Raw genomic sequence first — 15864 nt, forward strand, 5'->3', positions numbered from 1 at the left:
GCTGGGCCGTGCAGTGTGCTGGGCCGTGCACTTTGCTGAGCCGTGCAGTGCGCTGAGCTGAACCGCGGGCAGGGTGTTAGCCGGAGCAGTACTGCAGAATCACGCTGGAGCCCTGCGGAACATCTCCGGGCGCCAACGATTGGTGGGACACCGGCGTGTTGGGCTCGGCCGGACAGTTCGGGTCGGGTTGGGGAACAGCGGTCAACTGCAGATTGGCGCTGTCGAGGATGTCGGTGGCGGCAGCCATCGATTGGCCTGTCAGATCTTGCAGTTTCACCATCCCGTTCGAGGCGTGGAGCTTGATGGTGGTGCCCACGTCGACCGCCTGGCCGCTGGCAGGGTCGGTGCCGAGCACCTTGTTCGGCGCCACAGTGGGTGAGTTGCGCATGTCCACGGTCCCCGGTGTGAGGTTGGCGTCGAGCAGGGCCTTTTTGGCGTCGTCGACCGATTGGCCGATGAGGTCGGGAATCTCGACCTTCTGGGTGCCGAGCGAGACGTAGAGCTTGATCACCTCGCCGACCTTGACGGTGGAATTCGCGGGCGGCTCCGAGCGCAGTACCTGGCCGGAGGGTATCGTCGGTGACTCCTCATCCACTCGGCTGGGAATCAGCTTCAAGCCCTCCAGGGTGGAGGCTGCGGCGTCGAAGGTCTGCCCCGAGAAATCGGGCACGTCCCTGGTCGATTCGGAGACAAGGTTCGACGGGCTCAACGAGACGACCCAGAAGACCACGGCCGCCAGAATGATGATCACGCTCGCCACACCCGCCCAGATCCAGATCACCGGAGGGCGGTTCTGGGTGCGCACCACGGTCTGGTTCTCGGCCAACTGGCGGATCGCCTGTTCCGACGACGAGGCTGCGGTGGGCGGCGCGCCGAACAGGTTCGCGCCGGGCTCTTCCACCTTGCGGCGGGGAATGATGCCGCTGCCGGCCATGACGACATCTTCTCGGAACTCCGCGGCCGACTGGAATCGGGCGAACCGGTCTTTGTCCAGCGCGTGCAGCACCACCTGGTCAAGCGCCGGGGAGACTCTCGGGTTGAGCGTGGAGGGGGCCACCGGCGGTTCGCTGACATGCTGGTAGGCGATCGCCACCGGGGTGTCGCCACGAAAGGGCACTCGGCCGGTGAGCATCTCGAACAACACGACACCGGCTGAATACAGGTCGGTGCGGGCATCCACCGTCTCGCCCTTGGCCTGCTCTGGCGAGAAGTAGGAGGCCGTGCCGAGAATCGCGGTGGTCTGGGCGACCGTGGCCGAGGAGTCGGAGATGGCGCGTGCGATACCGAAGTCCATGACCTTCACCTGGCCGGACTGGGTGAGCATGATGTTGCCCGGTTTGATATCGCGGTGCACCACGCCGGCCCGGTGGGAGTATTCCAGCGCGGTCAGGATCCCCTCCATGATGCGGGTCGCCTCGGATGGGTCGAGCGGTCCGTGGCCGATCACATCTTTCAACAGGCGACCGGAGACGCGTTCCATGACGATGAACGGCAATTGCACTTCGTGGCCGCGCTCGTCGTTGACAGTCTCTTCGCCGGCGTCGAACACCCGCACGATCGTGGGGTGCGCCATTCGGGCGGCGGCCTGTGCCTCTAGCCGAAAACGGGTGCGAAAACTGGGGTCGGCCGCGAGTGATGACTTGAGGATCTTGATCGCAACCGTGCGGCCCAGTCGGGTGTCTGTGCCAGCGTAGACGTCGCTCATGCCGCCTCGACCGATCAGTTCGCCCACCCGGTATCGATCGGCGAGCAGGCGACCATCTTCACTCACTAAATCTTCTCCAGTCGGCGTAATTTCGATCCCAGTCTATTCGCCGCCCTACCCCTGATCGGGTGCTGGCTCGCCCGCGGGGGGCTGTGAAGGTTCAACGGGCGGTGCAACGACCTGCACGGTCAGACCTGGAGACGGGTCGGACTCCTGGGCCCCGCAGATCACCGTGTAAGTGATCTGTATGGACTCGCCGGCCGCATCGTCCTTTGCCTTGATGGTGGCGTTCAGGCTGGTGGAACCGTTCTCACCGACCAGGCTTCCGCCGCCGTCGACCGTGATGTTGTATCCGGCCAGGGTCTGCCCTGCGGGGCATTGGGCCGACGACAACGTGATCTTGAACTCGTTGCCGGCAACCACCGTGTTCGGTGGGTCTGACTGCATCGAGGCCGGTGAGCTGGGAGCGTTCGGCTTTGCGATATCGGAATAGACGAAGAGGGTGATGGTCGAGCCGATCGGAACAGTCCCCGTCGGGTTCACACGATAGACGGTGTCAACCGAACCCTGGTCAGGTGCCTGATTGCCCTGCTCCACGTTGACCTTCATGCCGAGGGCCTTCAGCTTGTCTGTAGCCTCCTGGCTGGTGAGCGTCTCGAAGTCGCTCGCATTGACCTCGGCCGTGGTGGGCGCCGTGGACGGAGGCGTGGTCGGTGACGGAGTCACGCTGACCGACGGCGACGGCGACGGCGACGGCGAGACCGGTGACGGGGTGACCGGGCGGTTGAACAGCGCGATCATGCCACCGATCAAGACGATCAACAGGATGGCGATCAACGCGATCAGCGGCCAGGTCCACGGGTTGCGTTTCTTCTCTGTCGTGGTCTGTACCGGCGCCGTCGGCTCGGACAGGCTTGCGCCTGCGGGCAGCAGCATGGTGGTCTGGTCGGAGGCGCCCCGTGGCAGCAGCGCCGTGGCCTGCGTGACCGTATTCGACCCGAGAACAGCGGGAACGGATGCGGCGGCTGCCGCGACATCCCCGCGTCGCAACGCCTGTGCCGCCCGGGCGAGGTGGGCAGCCGAGGCCGGACGATCGGAGGGGTCTTTCGCGAGGCACGCGTAGACCAGGTTGCGAACGGGTTCGGAGACGGTCACCGGCAGGTCGGGCGGAGACTCGTTGATCTGCGCCATCGCGATTGCCACCTGCGACTCGCCGGTGAACGGCCGGCGACCCGCGAGGGACTCGTAGGCGACGATACCGATGGAGTAGATATCGGTGCTGGGCGACGCGGGGTGACCCGAGGCCTGCTCCGGGGAGAGATACTGCACGGTGCCCATCACCTGTCCGGTGGCCGTCAGCGGAACCTGGTCGGCGATGCGGGCGATACCGAAGTCGGTGATCTTCACGCGACCATCGGGGGTGATCAGCAGGTTGCCGGGTTTGATGTCCCTGTGCACCAGACCGGCGGAGTGCGCGGCGTGCAGTGCCGCCGAGGTCTGCGCGACGATGTCGAGCACGCGGTCGGTCGACAGCACCCGTTCGCGTTCGAGGATCGTCGACAGGGCCTCCCCTGGCACCAACTCCATCACCAAGAAGGCGCTGCCTTCTTCCTCGCCGTAGTCATAGACATTGGCGATACCCTCATGGTTGACCAGGGCGGCGTGGCGGGCCTCGGCCCGGAAACGCTCCAAGAACCCGGGATCGCCCATGAATTCATCTTTGAGGATCTTGATCGCGATGACGCGGCCGATCACCAGATCGGTCGCCTCCCACACTTCACCCATGCCACCGATCGCTATGCGCGAAAGCAGCTGGTACCGTCCCCCGAACGTGAGTCCCGCTGTCGGTCTCATTTATTCAGCACCGCCTCTAATACTTGTTTTGCGATCGGAGCGGCAAGCAGGTTGCCGTACCCCTCCTGGCCCATTCCGCCACCATTCTCAATGAGAACGGTAATGGCAAATTCTGGATTGTTCGCCGGGGCAAAACCGGTGAACCACAGTGTGTACGGGTCATCCGGCCCGTTCTCTGCCGTCCCCGTCTTCCCGGCGACGCTGACTCCGTCTATTCTTGCATTACTGGCCGCGCCGTTCTCGACTCCGGAGACCATGATCTCGGTGAGTTGTCGGGCTGTCGTCGGGCTGATCGCGTCGCTGTAGACCTCGGGTGAGAACGAGTCCAGCACACGCAGGTCGGGTGACAGGATCGAATCGACCAGATTCGGCTTCATCACGGTGCCGCCGTTGGCGATCCCGGCCGTGACCATCGCCATCTGCAACGGGGTGGCACGGTCACTGCCCTGGCCGAAGGCCGAGAGTGCCACCTGGGCCTTGTCCGTGGTGTACTCATAGGTGCTCGGGGTCACATCCAGTGGAACCTGGAGCTCCTTGTTGAACCCGTACTTCTCCGCCTCGTCCAGGATCGCCCGGCTGCCGAGGGCGATTCCCAATTCGGCCATCGGGATGTTGCAGCTGAGGCGCACGGCGTCGGCGATCGACACGGTTGCCCCATCGCCGCAGGTTCCCCGCCCAGAATTGTAGATCACGGCGGTCGAACCGGGCAGGGTGAAAGAAGCCGGATTCGGGAACTGGCTGTCGGGGGTGAATTTGCCCGACTGGAATGCGGCTGACGCGACGACGAGTTTGAACACCGAGCCGGGAGGGTTCAGGTTTCCGGCGATGGCCCGGTTGTAGAGGGGGTCCGCCGGGTCTGCGATGAGCGCGTCGTAGTTCTCGATGATCGTGGACGTCTTGTGAACGGCGAGCTCGTTCGGGTCGAAGCTCGGCTTCGACACCATGGCCAGAATCCGCCCGGTCTTGGGCTCGGTGACGATGACGGCACCCTGCAGGTCACCGAGGGCGTCCCAGGCGGCCTGTTGGGCGACCCGATCGAGGGTGAGCTCGACCGCGGCACCCTGCGGAATCTGTCCCGTGATGATGCTGTTGAGCTTTTCGAAGAACTGCGAGTTGGCCGTTCCGGTGAGTTCGGCGTTGAGGGCGTTCTCGATTCCGGTGCTGCCCTGTCCGATGGTGTAATAACCGGTCGCCGGGGCATACAACTGGCCGTCCGTGTAGACGCGGATGAACTTGTACATGTCATCGATGGGTTTGGAGAGTGCGACCGCCTCACCCTCGACGAGTATCGGGCCGCGTTTGGCCGAATAGGCTTCGATCACGGCGCGCGTGTTGCGGGCATCCGCCTGCAGATTGTCGGCCTGAAACACCTGGATGATCGATGTGGAGGTCATCAGGGCGACGAACATGAGCAGCACAACGATGCTGACACGTTTCAGTTCACGATTCATCTGTCAGATCACCATCCTCGGCTGGTTGCGCACGCTGTCGGACAGGCGCAGCAGGAGGGCGACAATGATCCAGTTGGCGACCAGCGATGAGCCACCGGCGGCCAGGAACGGCGTGGTGAGCCCGGTGAGGGGGATGACCCGGGTGACGCCGCCGACGACGATGAAGACCTGGAGCGCGACGATGAAGGCGAGGCCGACGCCCAGAAGTTTTCCGAAGTCGTCTTGCCCCGCGAAGCCGATGCGGAATCCCCGGGAGACGAACAGGAGGTAGAGGCCGAAGATCGCGAAGAGACCGATCAGGCCGAGCTCTTCGCCGAGGCTGGTGATGATGAAGTCGCTGTTGGCGAGCGGCACCAGGTCGGGGTCGCCCTCGCCGAGGCCCGTACCGATCAGACCTCCGTGGGACAGCCCGAAGATGCCCTGTACGAGCTGGTAGCTGCCCGGGTCGGCGCCAAAGACCTCCGGGTGGAACGCATCCAGCCAGTTGATCATGCGGCCGTGCACATAACTCAGCGACTGTGCGGCGATGTAGGCGCCGGCCGCGAACAGGCCGAGGCCGATCAGCACCCAACTGAGGCGGGCCGTGGCGACATAGAGCATGACCAGGAACAGGCCGAAGTAGAGCAGCGATGTACCTAGGTCACGCTGAAAGATGATCACCGACATCGACAGAGCCCAGACCACCAGGAGCGGGCCGAGGTCGCGCAGGCGGGGGAAGCGAACGCCGAGCACCTTCTTGCCCACCATCGACAGGCTGTCCCGGTGCTGCACCAGGTACCCGGCGAAGAAGATCGCCAGGGCAATCTTCGCCACTTCGCCGGGCTGGAAGCTGAAGGCACCCACGGATATCCATACCCGGGCGCCAGAGACCTCGGTGCCGATGAACGGCAGCATCGGCAGCAACAGGAGTACCAGCGCGATGAAACCGGCCACATAGGTGTAGCGCTGAAGGACGCGGTGGTTCCTGACGACGGCAAGCGTGATGATGGCGATGACAATGGCGAGCGCGGTCCAGACGATCTGGCGAGTCGATGCGGCGTCCCAGCCGCTGTCACCCTCGGCCAGGTCGATCCGATAGATCATCGCCACTCCCAGGCCGTTCAACACGGTGGCGACCGGCAACAGGAACGGATCGGCGTCGGGTGCGATATACCGCATGACGATGTGCATGCCGAACACCAGCACCGACAGGCCGATTCCGAGGGTCACCAGGGAGGTGTCGATCGACCGCAGCGCCCCGAGTTGCACGAGGACGATGGCTGCGGTGTTGATCACGCAGGCGAAGACCAGCAGGAACAGTTCGCGGTTGCGCAATTTCTGCGGGATGCGTAATGGCTTCAGCAGCTTCATGGCGCCGGTGGGCTCGGGGTTCAGCGGGGAGGCCTCGACCACGGGCCCGCCGCGGCTATCGGATGGCGGCATCGGTCAACCAATTGACGATCGTGATCGCCTCGCTGTACGAGTCGACGTTGATGGTCTCCTCCACCCGCGCACGGTCGTAGGGACGTAATTCGTCGAGGGTGAGAGACGTGACCATGTATTCGTGCGACAGGGAGATCGGCCCGAGGCTCTGTTGCACGCCCTGGAAGACCACGACGGTTTCGCCGTTCGTGCCGACGAAGAATCGCGTCTGGGTCCACTGGTAGGCGAGACTGAGTGCCACCGCGACGACGGCGACGATGAGGACAATTCCGATCACCAGATTGCGCTTGCGCCTCCGGGCCCGGCGCTTGTCCTCGGCGATCAGCTCGTCGAGATACTCTTCCGACTGGCTCTCGAAGTGCGACTCGGGCGGCGGCTTGAGGGTGTGCAGGCGCAACAGGGGCAGGCGCACGGGCTTGGTACGGGAATCCGTCTCGAAGACGAGGGGCGAGGCCGCGGAGCCCACCGTGTTCGGCCGGCCGGGCGGCGTATCCGGGTCGGCGGTCACATCGACGAGCACCACAGTCACGTTGTCGGGGGCTCCCCCGTCGAGGCTCTTACGAACCAATTGGTGGCAGGCGTCATCCGGGTTGGAGTGACGGGAGAGGATTCCTGTGATGACCGTGTCGGAGACCACGCCGGAGAGTCCGTCCGAGCAGAGCAGCCAGCGGTCGCCGGGCCGCGTGTCAAGGATCATCGTGTCGATCTCCGGTGACGATTCCACGTCACCGAGCACGCGCATCAGCACCGATCGGCGCGGGTGCACCAGGGCTTCCTCGGGCGTGATGCGGCCGGAGTCGACCAGGCGTTGCACGAACGTGTGGTCGACCGAGATCTGGCTGAGCTCACCGTCGCGGTAGAGGTAGATGCGGGAGTCACCGATGTGAGCGATCGCGATCTGGTCGCCCACGCGAATGAACCCCGACACGGTCGTGCCCATGCCGGTGAGTTCCGGGTGCTCGAAGACGGCTTCGGCCAGCAGGGAGTTGGAGGCGATCAGGGCTGATTGCAGGGCGAACTCGGCGTCATGGGCAGAGGTGTACTCCATGTCGGCGTCGCGAATCCGTCGGATGGCGATGGCAGAGGCCACGTCACCGCCGGCGTGGCCACCCATCCCATCGGCGACCACGAACAACTTGTTTCCGGAGTAGCCAGAATCCTGGTTGTTGGAGCGGATTCGGCCGACATGGGAGACCGCGGCGCTGAGGGTACCGATCGTCATGCGCTACCGCCGGAGCTCAAATGTGGTCATGCCGATCTTGATCGGGGTGTCCAACGGAATCGGGGTGGGAACGCTGACCCGTTTGCCGGCAAGCAGGGTGCCGTTGGTGGAATCGAGGTCCTGCACCATCCAGTCATTGTTCCAGAGCATGAGACGGGCGTGGTGGGTCGAGGTGTAGTCGTCGCGGATGACCAGGCCGGAATCACTCGACCGTCCGATCGTGAGGGGTTCGCTGCCAAGGGTGATGACGGTGCCGGCTCGGGGGCCGGAGGTGATCATGAGGCGGCTGGTGTTGTTGATGGTGGCGATGGTTCCCGAGCTGACGGTGGGCTCGGCGGTATGGCCGGAGACAGGTGCCGCGGCTGGAGCGGTACCGCCCGGAAAGGCGGCGCTGTCCGGAAGGCCGGCTGCTGCGACCTGTGGCTGGTCGGTGATCTTTCGCGCGCGCTGTCCGAACAGGTCGCTGCGCAGAGCGAAGACGATGGCGAAGATGAAGAACCACAGAAGGGCGAGGAAGCCCACGCGGAGAACGAGGAGCGTAAGTTCGGATACGTCACTCATGGCGTGCCCCAGAAGTTGTCGCCCGGTTTCTTGCGGTCGCCCTGACCGGGTTTCTGGTGGTCACCGGGTTGCTCGTCGACCCGGAGGTCGGCGAACTGGTCGATCGTTGAGGCCTGAGGGAGCACTCGGAACACAATACGCGTTCGGCCGATGGTTATCACGGAGTCTGGCGGGAGCGGTGCCTGGGTCACGCGCTGCCCGTCAAGCTGGGAGCCGTTCGTCGAGCCCAGGTCGTTCACCTGGGCGCGGGTGCCGTCCCACAGGATCTCGACGTGTTTGCGGCTGGTTCCGGTGTCGTCGACGGTGATGTCGGCATCCGAGCCGCGGCCGATCACGGTGCGCGATTTCACTATTGGGTATCGCTTGGCGCCGATGTCGATAACAGGAGTCCAGGCGACGGTGCCCTTCACGTTGACTGACTCGATGCGGCTCATCCCCTCGGTCAGATGGGGATCCTCGGTGAGCCGGATGCTGATGCCGCCGGCGAACTGGTAGTGCTGCTTCGTCGCGTGCTGTTGCACGACCGAGGTCAGTTCGTCGACGAGGGTCGGGCCGATCTGGCGCAGGCGATCATGGTCGACGGCCGACACGAAGATGGTGAAACTGTTGGGCGCCAGAATGCGGTCACGCGTGACCACCACCGCTTTGGTGTCGAGTTCGCGACGCAGCGCCGAGGCCAACTCGACGGGCTGCAACCCTGATCGAAAGGTCTTGGCGAAGGCGCCGTTGACGACGCGCTCCAAGCCTCTCTCAAAGTTGTCCAGTATGCCCACAGGTCTCCCGATCTGGTTCGTGACTATGAGAATGCTACTTGGCTGGGCTGGAAAGAGCGTGGTTTGAGGCTCGGACGCCGTTTCCCGTGGGGCTTTCGAGTCCCTCGCGCGCGGATGTCCGCTCCTAACTTCTATAGGGAGTGCGCGCTGCCAAATCAGGCACCCTGCTCTAATCCGGCGCAATCGCGCATGTTTTCGGCGACGAAACTACGGTCCCGCCTGTATTCGCGCTCGCTGTATCACGCAGACGCCGCCAAATAGCGCTCGGCCCCAAGAGGTGATAATGTCACTTGAGTTCGCGCGAGTGGCGGAATTGGCAGACGCGCTGGCTTCAGGTGCCAGTGTCTTAACGGACGTGGGGGTTCAAGTCCCCCCTCGCGCACAGTGGGTGTTTCGCGAAATCAGGTGTACCGGGTTCGCGAAATACCAGAAAGAAGGCCGATCAGGGAGTGATTCCCGGGTCGGCCTTCAGCTTTTTGTGGCGTTTCGCCTTCTGGCCTGACTTTCACGCCGGCTCTGCGCTGATTTCATCGATTAAAGCGGAAAAGCCTGCTTTTTGGGCAGGCTGACGCTGTGCGGTGTGCGGGAAACAAGAAAAGGTAAGCCGAGGGGCCGGGTGTTATGCCGGTGGCGGGTGATGCCCGGTCGTGGCGGCGCCTCCGGTGAACATTGTGGTGAGACTGTCAGTTCGCCTCGGGGCCCGGGCCTTAGCTTTTTTTGGGCGGACTTGCAGCAGGTCGCGGATGAACGAGTGTATTTTGCGCAGGTTCATCGATACCAGGGCCAGCGTGGTGGCGAGGTAGGCGAAGGTGAAGCCGCGGCCTTGGCGGCGGCCCGGGTCGGCGATGTTTTCTTTGGTGGGGTCTTTCACGCTCTTGTTGATGGACTCGATGGTGTTCCGCATGCCGTACCAGCGACGCCAAGTGGCGGATTTGTAGACAAACTCCTGCGCACGTTTGATGCCGGCGCTGGGCGGGATGGTGACCGTTTTTGGCGTGGTCGGTTTCTTGATGAGCTTGTGGGTGAGCTGGTCGTACGCCAGGTACTTGTTCGGGTCTGGGTAGAGGAACCGTTGGTAGCCCTGTTTGTCGCGGTGGCCCTTTGGCTTCAGCCGGTACTGCTCGCGGGAGATAAGTCGGCCGTCGCGGGTTTCTTTGTCGATTTTCTTCTCGCGGTAATCCTTCCACGCGTTGACCAGGTCGGTGGGCATGTACTTGACGTACCAAATGCCTTCGACCTGGATGGCGCGCGCGTGCGAAGCCTTATTGCCCATGTCGGTGACCTTGTAGTCCGCGACGAACTTCCACCCACGTGCCCGAGCGGGGGCTTGGAGTGTTTCGGGGTCCGCGCCGGGGACGTAGGCACGGTCGCTGAGCAGGTACCCAACCGGGAAGCCGCGCTCGTGGAGTGAGTCGAGCATGCGCATGCCGGCACCGCGGGTTTTGCCGGGGTTGTGGAACCCAACCGCGGTCGCCAGGAACGGAAATGTTTGCGGTTCGTTTGGGTTGTTGCGGGTCATCGCTGCGATTTCAGCTTCGTACCCGAAGACTTCCCCCTTGCGGCCGGTTCCCTCATGGTTGCCGGTGCGTTTCCAGTAGGAGGCGTCGTAGTCGATGCTGCGGCGCGGCAGGTGGGGTGGTAGCCTTTCGCCCGGGTTCCCGGCGGCCCCTTGGACCGGAATGCAGGTGGCGTCGATGGCGGTGTTGCCCTTGAACCGGCGCCAGAGATCCCGAGGAAGATAGCTGACCGACGCGTCGATGAGCTGATTGCAGAGCCAATCCATCCGGGTGAGTTTCTTCGCGCACTCGGCCGGGTCTCGTTTGGCGATTTCGGCCTGGTATTCGCCTTCCTTGCGGAGGATGCGATTACGGCGACCGGGCCGGGAGTCGACGAGTTTCATCAGCTTCTGGCTGCTGCGCCATATCCGGTCATACCAGTCCTGTTCGCTGCCGTCCGTTCGGGTTATGCCGATGAGGGCGAGTTGTTTTCGCCGCAGCCGGTGTTTGAGGGTGGTCGCTAACTCGGTGAAGACCATCCCGCGTCCTACTTGAACCTCCATTAGGAAGAGGATGAGTACGGCTTCGAAGCTGATGGTTGCCGGACGTCCGGCGGAACTCTTGCGTTCCTCTGCATGCCAAGTCTCGAGCTGTTTGACGACGCCGGAACGGTCGATGATTCGTTTCGCGTTGCTGATGTAAGCCAGCGGAAACCGGCCGTGCCGTTTTCTTTCGTACTTTCCAGGGCTCATTCCAAATGCTTCTTCGAACCAGGCTTCCGCCATCGCCGCATCCGACACAGGTTTGGCCGCAGTGAGACTCGCGGGCGCGGGGCCGTTCATTTGGCCACTCCCATCCGGAGGATTCGACGATAGTCGGCGCGTGCAGTGTCGGTCAGGTGGGGAAGATATTGGGCGAGGTTCTGGAACTTCAAGAACCCGGCCGCGGTGAGAAGGTCTTTGATGGGAGTGCCCGCTTGCAGGTGGGTGACCAGCCAGGTCGCCCGCAATCGTGCGTTGGTCGGCCTAGCGTCGCCGTCCGTGGTGACAACGAACCCGCTGAGTAGACAGCGTGAATGGGTGCGCTTGGTGGTGCCGAACACGAGGGCATCGTCATCTACGCCTCGGAGTGCTTCTAGCAGCCACGGTTCCCAAATGGCCAGCAACGGAACCAGGCGGGCGGAGTCGTTGTGGTGCACCGCAATGAGAATGCCATCGTCATCGACGGTGATGTGTCGGCGGGCCAGGTGCGCTATTTCAACGGACTTGAGGCCCGCGCCGGCGCTGAGGCTGAGCATCAGTAACGCTTTCTGCCGACGCAACGTGGTGCCTTGCCCCAATGCCCAGTTCCGGAGCGTGTCAAGTTCTGCCGCGCTGTAGGGGGCGGTACCGGATTCCCGGTCATACGCGGGTGCGCTTGCAGGCTCCGTATCGGGAAGCACCACTCGTGAGATGCGCAACAGGCGGGCCCGGTAGCTGCGCATAGTGCGCGCCGTAAGCCCGCGCGGGTTGGCCCTGATGTAGAACTCAATCGTGGACCGGTCGAGCAACACCGTCGCATCGAGTGGAAGGCCGGCATCCCGCCACGCCCACAACACATACGCCGACGCAGGCGTCAACAAGTGATGTGCAGCGGCATGAGTGAGGGGCGCGGCGATGCACACCATTCCCCGAACGAACGACGAAATGTACACCCAGTGGGTAGCCTTCATCGCCGGTCGGTAGCCGAGCATGTGTTCGTAGACGCCATCCCCCATGTGTCTGTAGATATCGCCAGCAATAGCACCATATGCCACCGACATTGGGTTCTCAAGGCTCCCGATGGCGGTCAGTAGGCTTGAGGCATGTCTCCGCGCCCACGCCGTCTGCCCCCAGCGCAGCTTGGCGTCGGTTGGCCGGACACTCCCTTCGAGGACCCTGTTGGAGAAGTCGCGCGGCAGTTCGCCCTCAACGTGCGAGACGCTATCGGAGGGCGCACGATTCGCGACGTCGCCCGGGAGACTGGTGTCGACAGAACCGTCATCAGCATGCTCATGAATGGCAAAAGCTGGCCGGATATGGTCACCATCGCGAACCTGGAACTCGGGCTTGGCCGAAAGCTGTGGCCGCACCCGCCGACGGCTGAGTGATTGTCGGCTAGTCTCTTCCGCTCCGGCAGAAGTAGCGGGCACCGACAGCAGGAGCCCAACACGGCCCAAATCTGTATGCACTTCTTTGCGAGCCCCTGGTTCAAAAGTGACTGCTGAGGGAGTCGGGGTTGAGCTAGCGCTCTCATAGTTATCTTTCGTCATGCAATTGTCTATGCGCGGTGCGAATACGAGATGCGAGCCAATTGCTAATTCACGGGCAAATGATGCGATCAGGCGAGTGGCCCCGCCTATGGTTGAACAGAATGCCAAACCGTCCCTACCGGGTCACACCGGGGGGTCACGGCCGGCGAGGCCACGCCCGGTGTCCGTGCCCACCGATACCGTGAGACAAAAATCTGAGCACAACACCCCCGCATCATCAACGACGGGGGGCAAAAATCATGCCGGGCCGGCTGGTCACAGAGAGCCACTTTTTGACCCTAATCGAGCTCGGGCGGGCCTGATTGCGCCCGGAAACATGAACCCGGGGCGCTCTGGCGGCCCCCGAGCGTCGGATGCGGGCCACGCCGGCTGCCGGAGGGCTCCTTGTGTGTTCTTGCGCTGTTGCCAAAGCACCCAACTCCCGTTCTGACCGGCCAATCCGAGGTTTACGAGTCATTTGAGGTTGATTTCGGCAGCTCTGTTGACCCACCACGCATTGTTTTGACCACACCCCGGTAAGGGACACGTCTCGCGCCGGGGGTCATCCACGTAACCGACCGTTCAATCATCGGCCGGTGCTGCCGGTAAACGGCTTGGAAGTCCGGGTCAGTAGCGCGTGTGAGGGGAGGCCTCCGGAAATCTTCCGATCGACTTAGGGGGAAATTGCACGCGACGCGTTCAAGACCAAGGGGCCTGATCGACGTTGATCGGCTTTGCGGACTCCTCCAGCAGCAGGAGCTCGGCGCGCGGCGTGAAAAAGTCGATGTGCCGCCATGGAGCCGATCGAGGCAATCAGGCGGTGGAAGCGAATGTCGTGTTCGGCCGCGGCAGCGCAGTCGCAAGCTTGGACCGGAGCGCCTTGGATCGGTGCACACCGGTAAGCGTTCCGTAGCGAGGTACCACCTGGACGACCTCGAAAGATCCGCCTCCGACCCAGGAAACTTGGTTGGTGACGCCGCCGCGGTCCGTTCCGGCGAGGACCTGCTGTAGCCGCGGGAGCGTGAAATCGAGGACCGTCTGGGTGTTTCGCTCAACCGTGATCCAACGGCGCCGCATCTTGTGTGCGGTCGCGGCCGTAGTCCCTGAGCCTGCGAACAGATCGACGACGAGCTCACCAGGGTTGGTCGCTATGTGAAGGATGCGTTCAAGAAGCACCTCGGGCTTGGGCGTATCAAAAACGGGGCGTTCGGGGAATAGTTCCAAAAGATGGCGCTTCGCGTCGTCGTTGGTCCCAACGTCGGACGATCCCCAGACGGTAAATGGCACCAGGCCCCGAAGCTGGTGTGCGAATAGCTTGATGCGCGGACTCCCTGCACCGCCCTTCGGGAACCAGATGCGGTCCTCTTCGACCAATTGCTGGTACGTCGGTTTGGTCGCGTACCAGGAGCGGCCGCGCGGAGGACGGACGATGTCCCCCGATGGCGTGACAATCTCGTACTGCTGCGCCTTGCGGAAACCGGGAGCCGTGAATGGCGCGTCTGCCCATGGGCCGCGCGGATCGTCGTCGCGGTTGCGGAGCGTCGTCTCTTCCTTCGTGAGGAGGTTGCGGCTTAGCTTCCACTTTCGAGGTCCAGAAAGCGCGTACACGAGGATGGTGTCGTGGTTTGAGGAGAATGCGGCGCGCGAGTCGCGAGTCGTTCGTTTCTGCCAGATGACCGACGCGACGAAAGCGTCCTCCCCGAAGACTTCGTCCATAATAAAGCGGGCTCGGTGAACTTCGCTGTCGTCGAGATGCAGCCAGACGGAGGCATCATCGCGGAGATAGGGCTTCAACGCCAAGAGTCGGTCACGCATCATGCTGAGCCACATCGGCCGCGCGAGCGAATCGCCATACTGATTGAAAGTCTTGCCGGTGTTGAACGGAGGGTCCATGTAAACGGCTCGAACGCCCTCGGTAAAAACGGAAGTCTCGCTCAATGCCTCCAGCACATCGAGTCCATCACCGATCGCAAGCAAGTTAGAGTTTGACCCGATAGGCACTGTGCTGAACGTCTCCATCGTCAACGGACGACGCAACGTGGCATCGGACTCAGTGACCCACCTATATGAAGTAACTCCGGAGGCACGCAGCGATAGGTCCTTGTTCGGCCAAGTGAGCTCGACTCCCTGATTCATCTAACGGGTCACCATACTGTCTGTGCGCGGCTCGGCAATGGATGTCCGAGGCCTCCTCCAGACTACAATGACATGAGCCACGGACAGAGGAGGCGCGACGGGACGTGACTGCCCTTCACACCACGACTGCGCCTCTAGCGACCAAGCCGTTCATCCGATGGGCGGGTGGAAAGACCAAGCTCTTGCCGCGCATTCTGCCTTTCATACCTTCGAGGTTCGCGAGCTATCATGAGCCGTTCCTCGGCGGAGGAGCGGTCTTCTTTGCAGTACAGGACCGCATCGACGGCCGTGCCAACCTCGCCGACCTGAACCCACACCTCGTGAACGCATGGATGGCGATGCGCGACAACCAAAATGAGCTGCGCCCGCTCCTCGACGCGCACAAGGCGAGGGACTCGAAGGAGTACTTCTATGAGGTCCGGGCGCAAGCACCGACTGATCCGCTCGAGAGTGCCAGTCGGTTCCTCTACCTCAACGCGACGTCGTGGAACCACCTCTGGCGCGAGAACTCCAAGACCGGCGCGATGAACGCCCCTTGGGGCGACCGTTCGTTCAAGGGATTTAGCGACGATACGTATCCGGCTCTCGAACGTACCCTCGCGATCGCCGACATTCGCACCGAGGACTTCCGGTTGGCACTCAGTCGACCGCGGCCTGGTGACTTCGTCTACCTCGACCCGCCATACCTGCCGATTTTCACGAACTCGGACGAGAAGGAACCGACTGCAAAGTTCAACAAGTACAACGCCAAGACCTTCGAGCTCCCGGATCTCATAGACCTAGCTGCGATCTGCCGCGGGCTCTCTGAGCGTGGCGTTAGCTGGGTCATGTCGAATCGCGACACGAAGGCAGTTCGAGAGTTGTTCGACTTCGCCGATATCGTGGGCTTCACAGCACATCGTTCAGTGGCGGCTCAGAGCAAGCGTGAGGTTGAAGCGCACCGCTCCCCGGAGGCCGTTGTCATCGGGAGGTAGT

The 15864-nt window shown here is 62.9% G+C and carries 12 protein-coding genes and 1 tRNA gene; 3 read left to right on the forward strand and 10 right to left on the reverse strand.

Annotated features, from left to right (window positions below):
• Window positions 1–76 precede the first annotated feature (76 nt).
• From pknB to DL891_RS10140, 7 genes are read right to left on the reverse strand one after another with little or no spacing between them, the layout of a single operon-like run.
• The gene (gene pknB, locus DL891_RS10110; RefSeq protein WP_111720299.1) at window positions 77–1771 is read right to left on the reverse strand and encodes a Stk1 family PASTA domain-containing Ser/Thr kinase; all 1695 of its coding nucleotides are present in this window, start codon (window positions 1769–1771) and stop codon (window positions 77–79) included.
• A gap of 48 nt (window positions 1772–1819) precedes the next feature.
• Window positions 1820–3559: a serine/threonine-protein kinase gene (locus DL891_RS10115; RefSeq protein WP_111720300.1), complete on the reverse strand. Its 1740-nt coding sequence runs from the start codon at window positions 3557–3559 to the stop codon at window positions 1820–1822.
• On the reverse strand, window positions 3556–5010 hold the full coding sequence (locus DL891_RS10120) for a penicillin-binding protein 2 (protein ID WP_111720301.1): 1455 nt from the start codon (window positions 5008–5010) through the stop codon (window positions 3556–3558). Before DL891_RS10120 ends, DL891_RS10115 begins: the two co-directional genes overlap by 4 nt.
• Before the next feature lie 3 nt (window positions 5011–5013).
• A complete protein-coding gene (locus DL891_RS10125; protein WP_111720350.1) occupies window positions 5014–6360 on the reverse strand; it encodes an FtsW/RodA/SpoVE family cell cycle protein in 1347 nt (448 codons plus the stop codon).
• 55 nt (window positions 6361–6415) lie between these two features.
• The gene (locus tag DL891_RS10130) at window positions 6416–7654 is read right to left on the reverse strand and encodes a PP2C family serine/threonine-protein phosphatase (protein ID WP_111720302.1); all 1239 of its coding nucleotides are present in this window, start codon (window positions 7652–7654) and stop codon (window positions 6416–6418) included.
• A 3-nt stretch (window positions 7655–7657) separates the two neighbouring features.
• Complete coding sequence (locus tag DL891_RS10135) at window positions 7658–8215, reverse strand: FHA domain-containing protein (RefSeq protein WP_111720303.1); 558 nt, start codon at window positions 8213–8215, stop codon at window positions 7658–7660.
• Entirely contained in the window at window positions 8212–8988 is a 777-nt protein-coding gene (locus tag DL891_RS10140; protein ID WP_111720304.1) for a DUF3662 and FHA domain-containing protein, read from the reverse strand. The genes DL891_RS10135 and DL891_RS10140 overlap by 4 nt, the downstream gene beginning before the upstream one ends.
• A 298-nt stretch (window positions 8989–9286) precedes the next feature.
• Here DL891_RS10140 and DL891_RS10145 point away from each other — a divergent pair.
• A tRNA-Leu gene (locus DL891_RS10145) sits at window positions 9287–9370 on the forward strand.
• Window positions 9371–9607: 237 nt separating this feature from the next.
• Here the strand turns inward: DL891_RS10145 and DL891_RS10150 are convergent.
• Together DL891_RS10150 and DL891_RS10155 are read right to left on the reverse strand one after the other, a co-directional pair.
• On the reverse strand, window positions 9608–11326 hold the full coding sequence (locus DL891_RS10150) for a hypothetical protein (protein WP_111720305.1): 1719 nt from the start codon (window positions 11324–11326) through the stop codon (window positions 9608–9610).
• A complete protein-coding gene (locus tag DL891_RS10155) occupies window positions 11323–12285 on the reverse strand; it encodes a hypothetical protein (protein WP_111720306.1) in 963 nt (320 codons plus the stop codon). The genes DL891_RS10150 and DL891_RS10155 overlap by 4 nt, the downstream gene beginning before the upstream one ends.
• Window positions 12286–12327: 42 nt before the next feature.
• Between DL891_RS10155 and DL891_RS10160 the strand changes: the two genes are divergently transcribed.
• A complete protein-coding gene (locus DL891_RS10160) occupies window positions 12328–12612 on the forward strand; it encodes a helix-turn-helix transcriptional regulator (protein WP_111720307.1) in 285 nt (94 codons plus the stop codon).
• Between the two features lie 954 nt (window positions 12613–13566).
• Here the strand turns inward: DL891_RS10160 and DL891_RS10165 are convergent.
• Window positions 13567–14730 (reverse strand): site-specific DNA-methyltransferase, encoded by a 1164-nt coding sequence (locus tag DL891_RS10165; protein ID WP_232819106.1) that lies wholly within the window; start codon window positions 14728–14730, stop codon window positions 13567–13569.
• A gap of 263 nt (window positions 14731–14993) precedes the next feature.
• Here DL891_RS10165 and DL891_RS10170 point away from each other — a divergent pair, with 263 nt between their 5' ends.
• Window positions 14994–15863: a Dam family site-specific DNA-(adenine-N6)-methyltransferase gene (locus DL891_RS10170; RefSeq protein WP_111720309.1), complete on the forward strand. Its 870-nt coding sequence runs from the start codon at window positions 14994–14996 to the stop codon at window positions 15861–15863.
• Window position 15864: the final 1 nt, after the last annotated feature.

Origin of the sequence: Homoserinimonas sp. OAct 916 (assembly GCF_003260275.1) — a bacterium.
Classification (GTDB): domain Bacteria; phylum Actinomycetota; class Actinomycetes; order Actinomycetales; family Microbacteriaceae; genus OACT-916.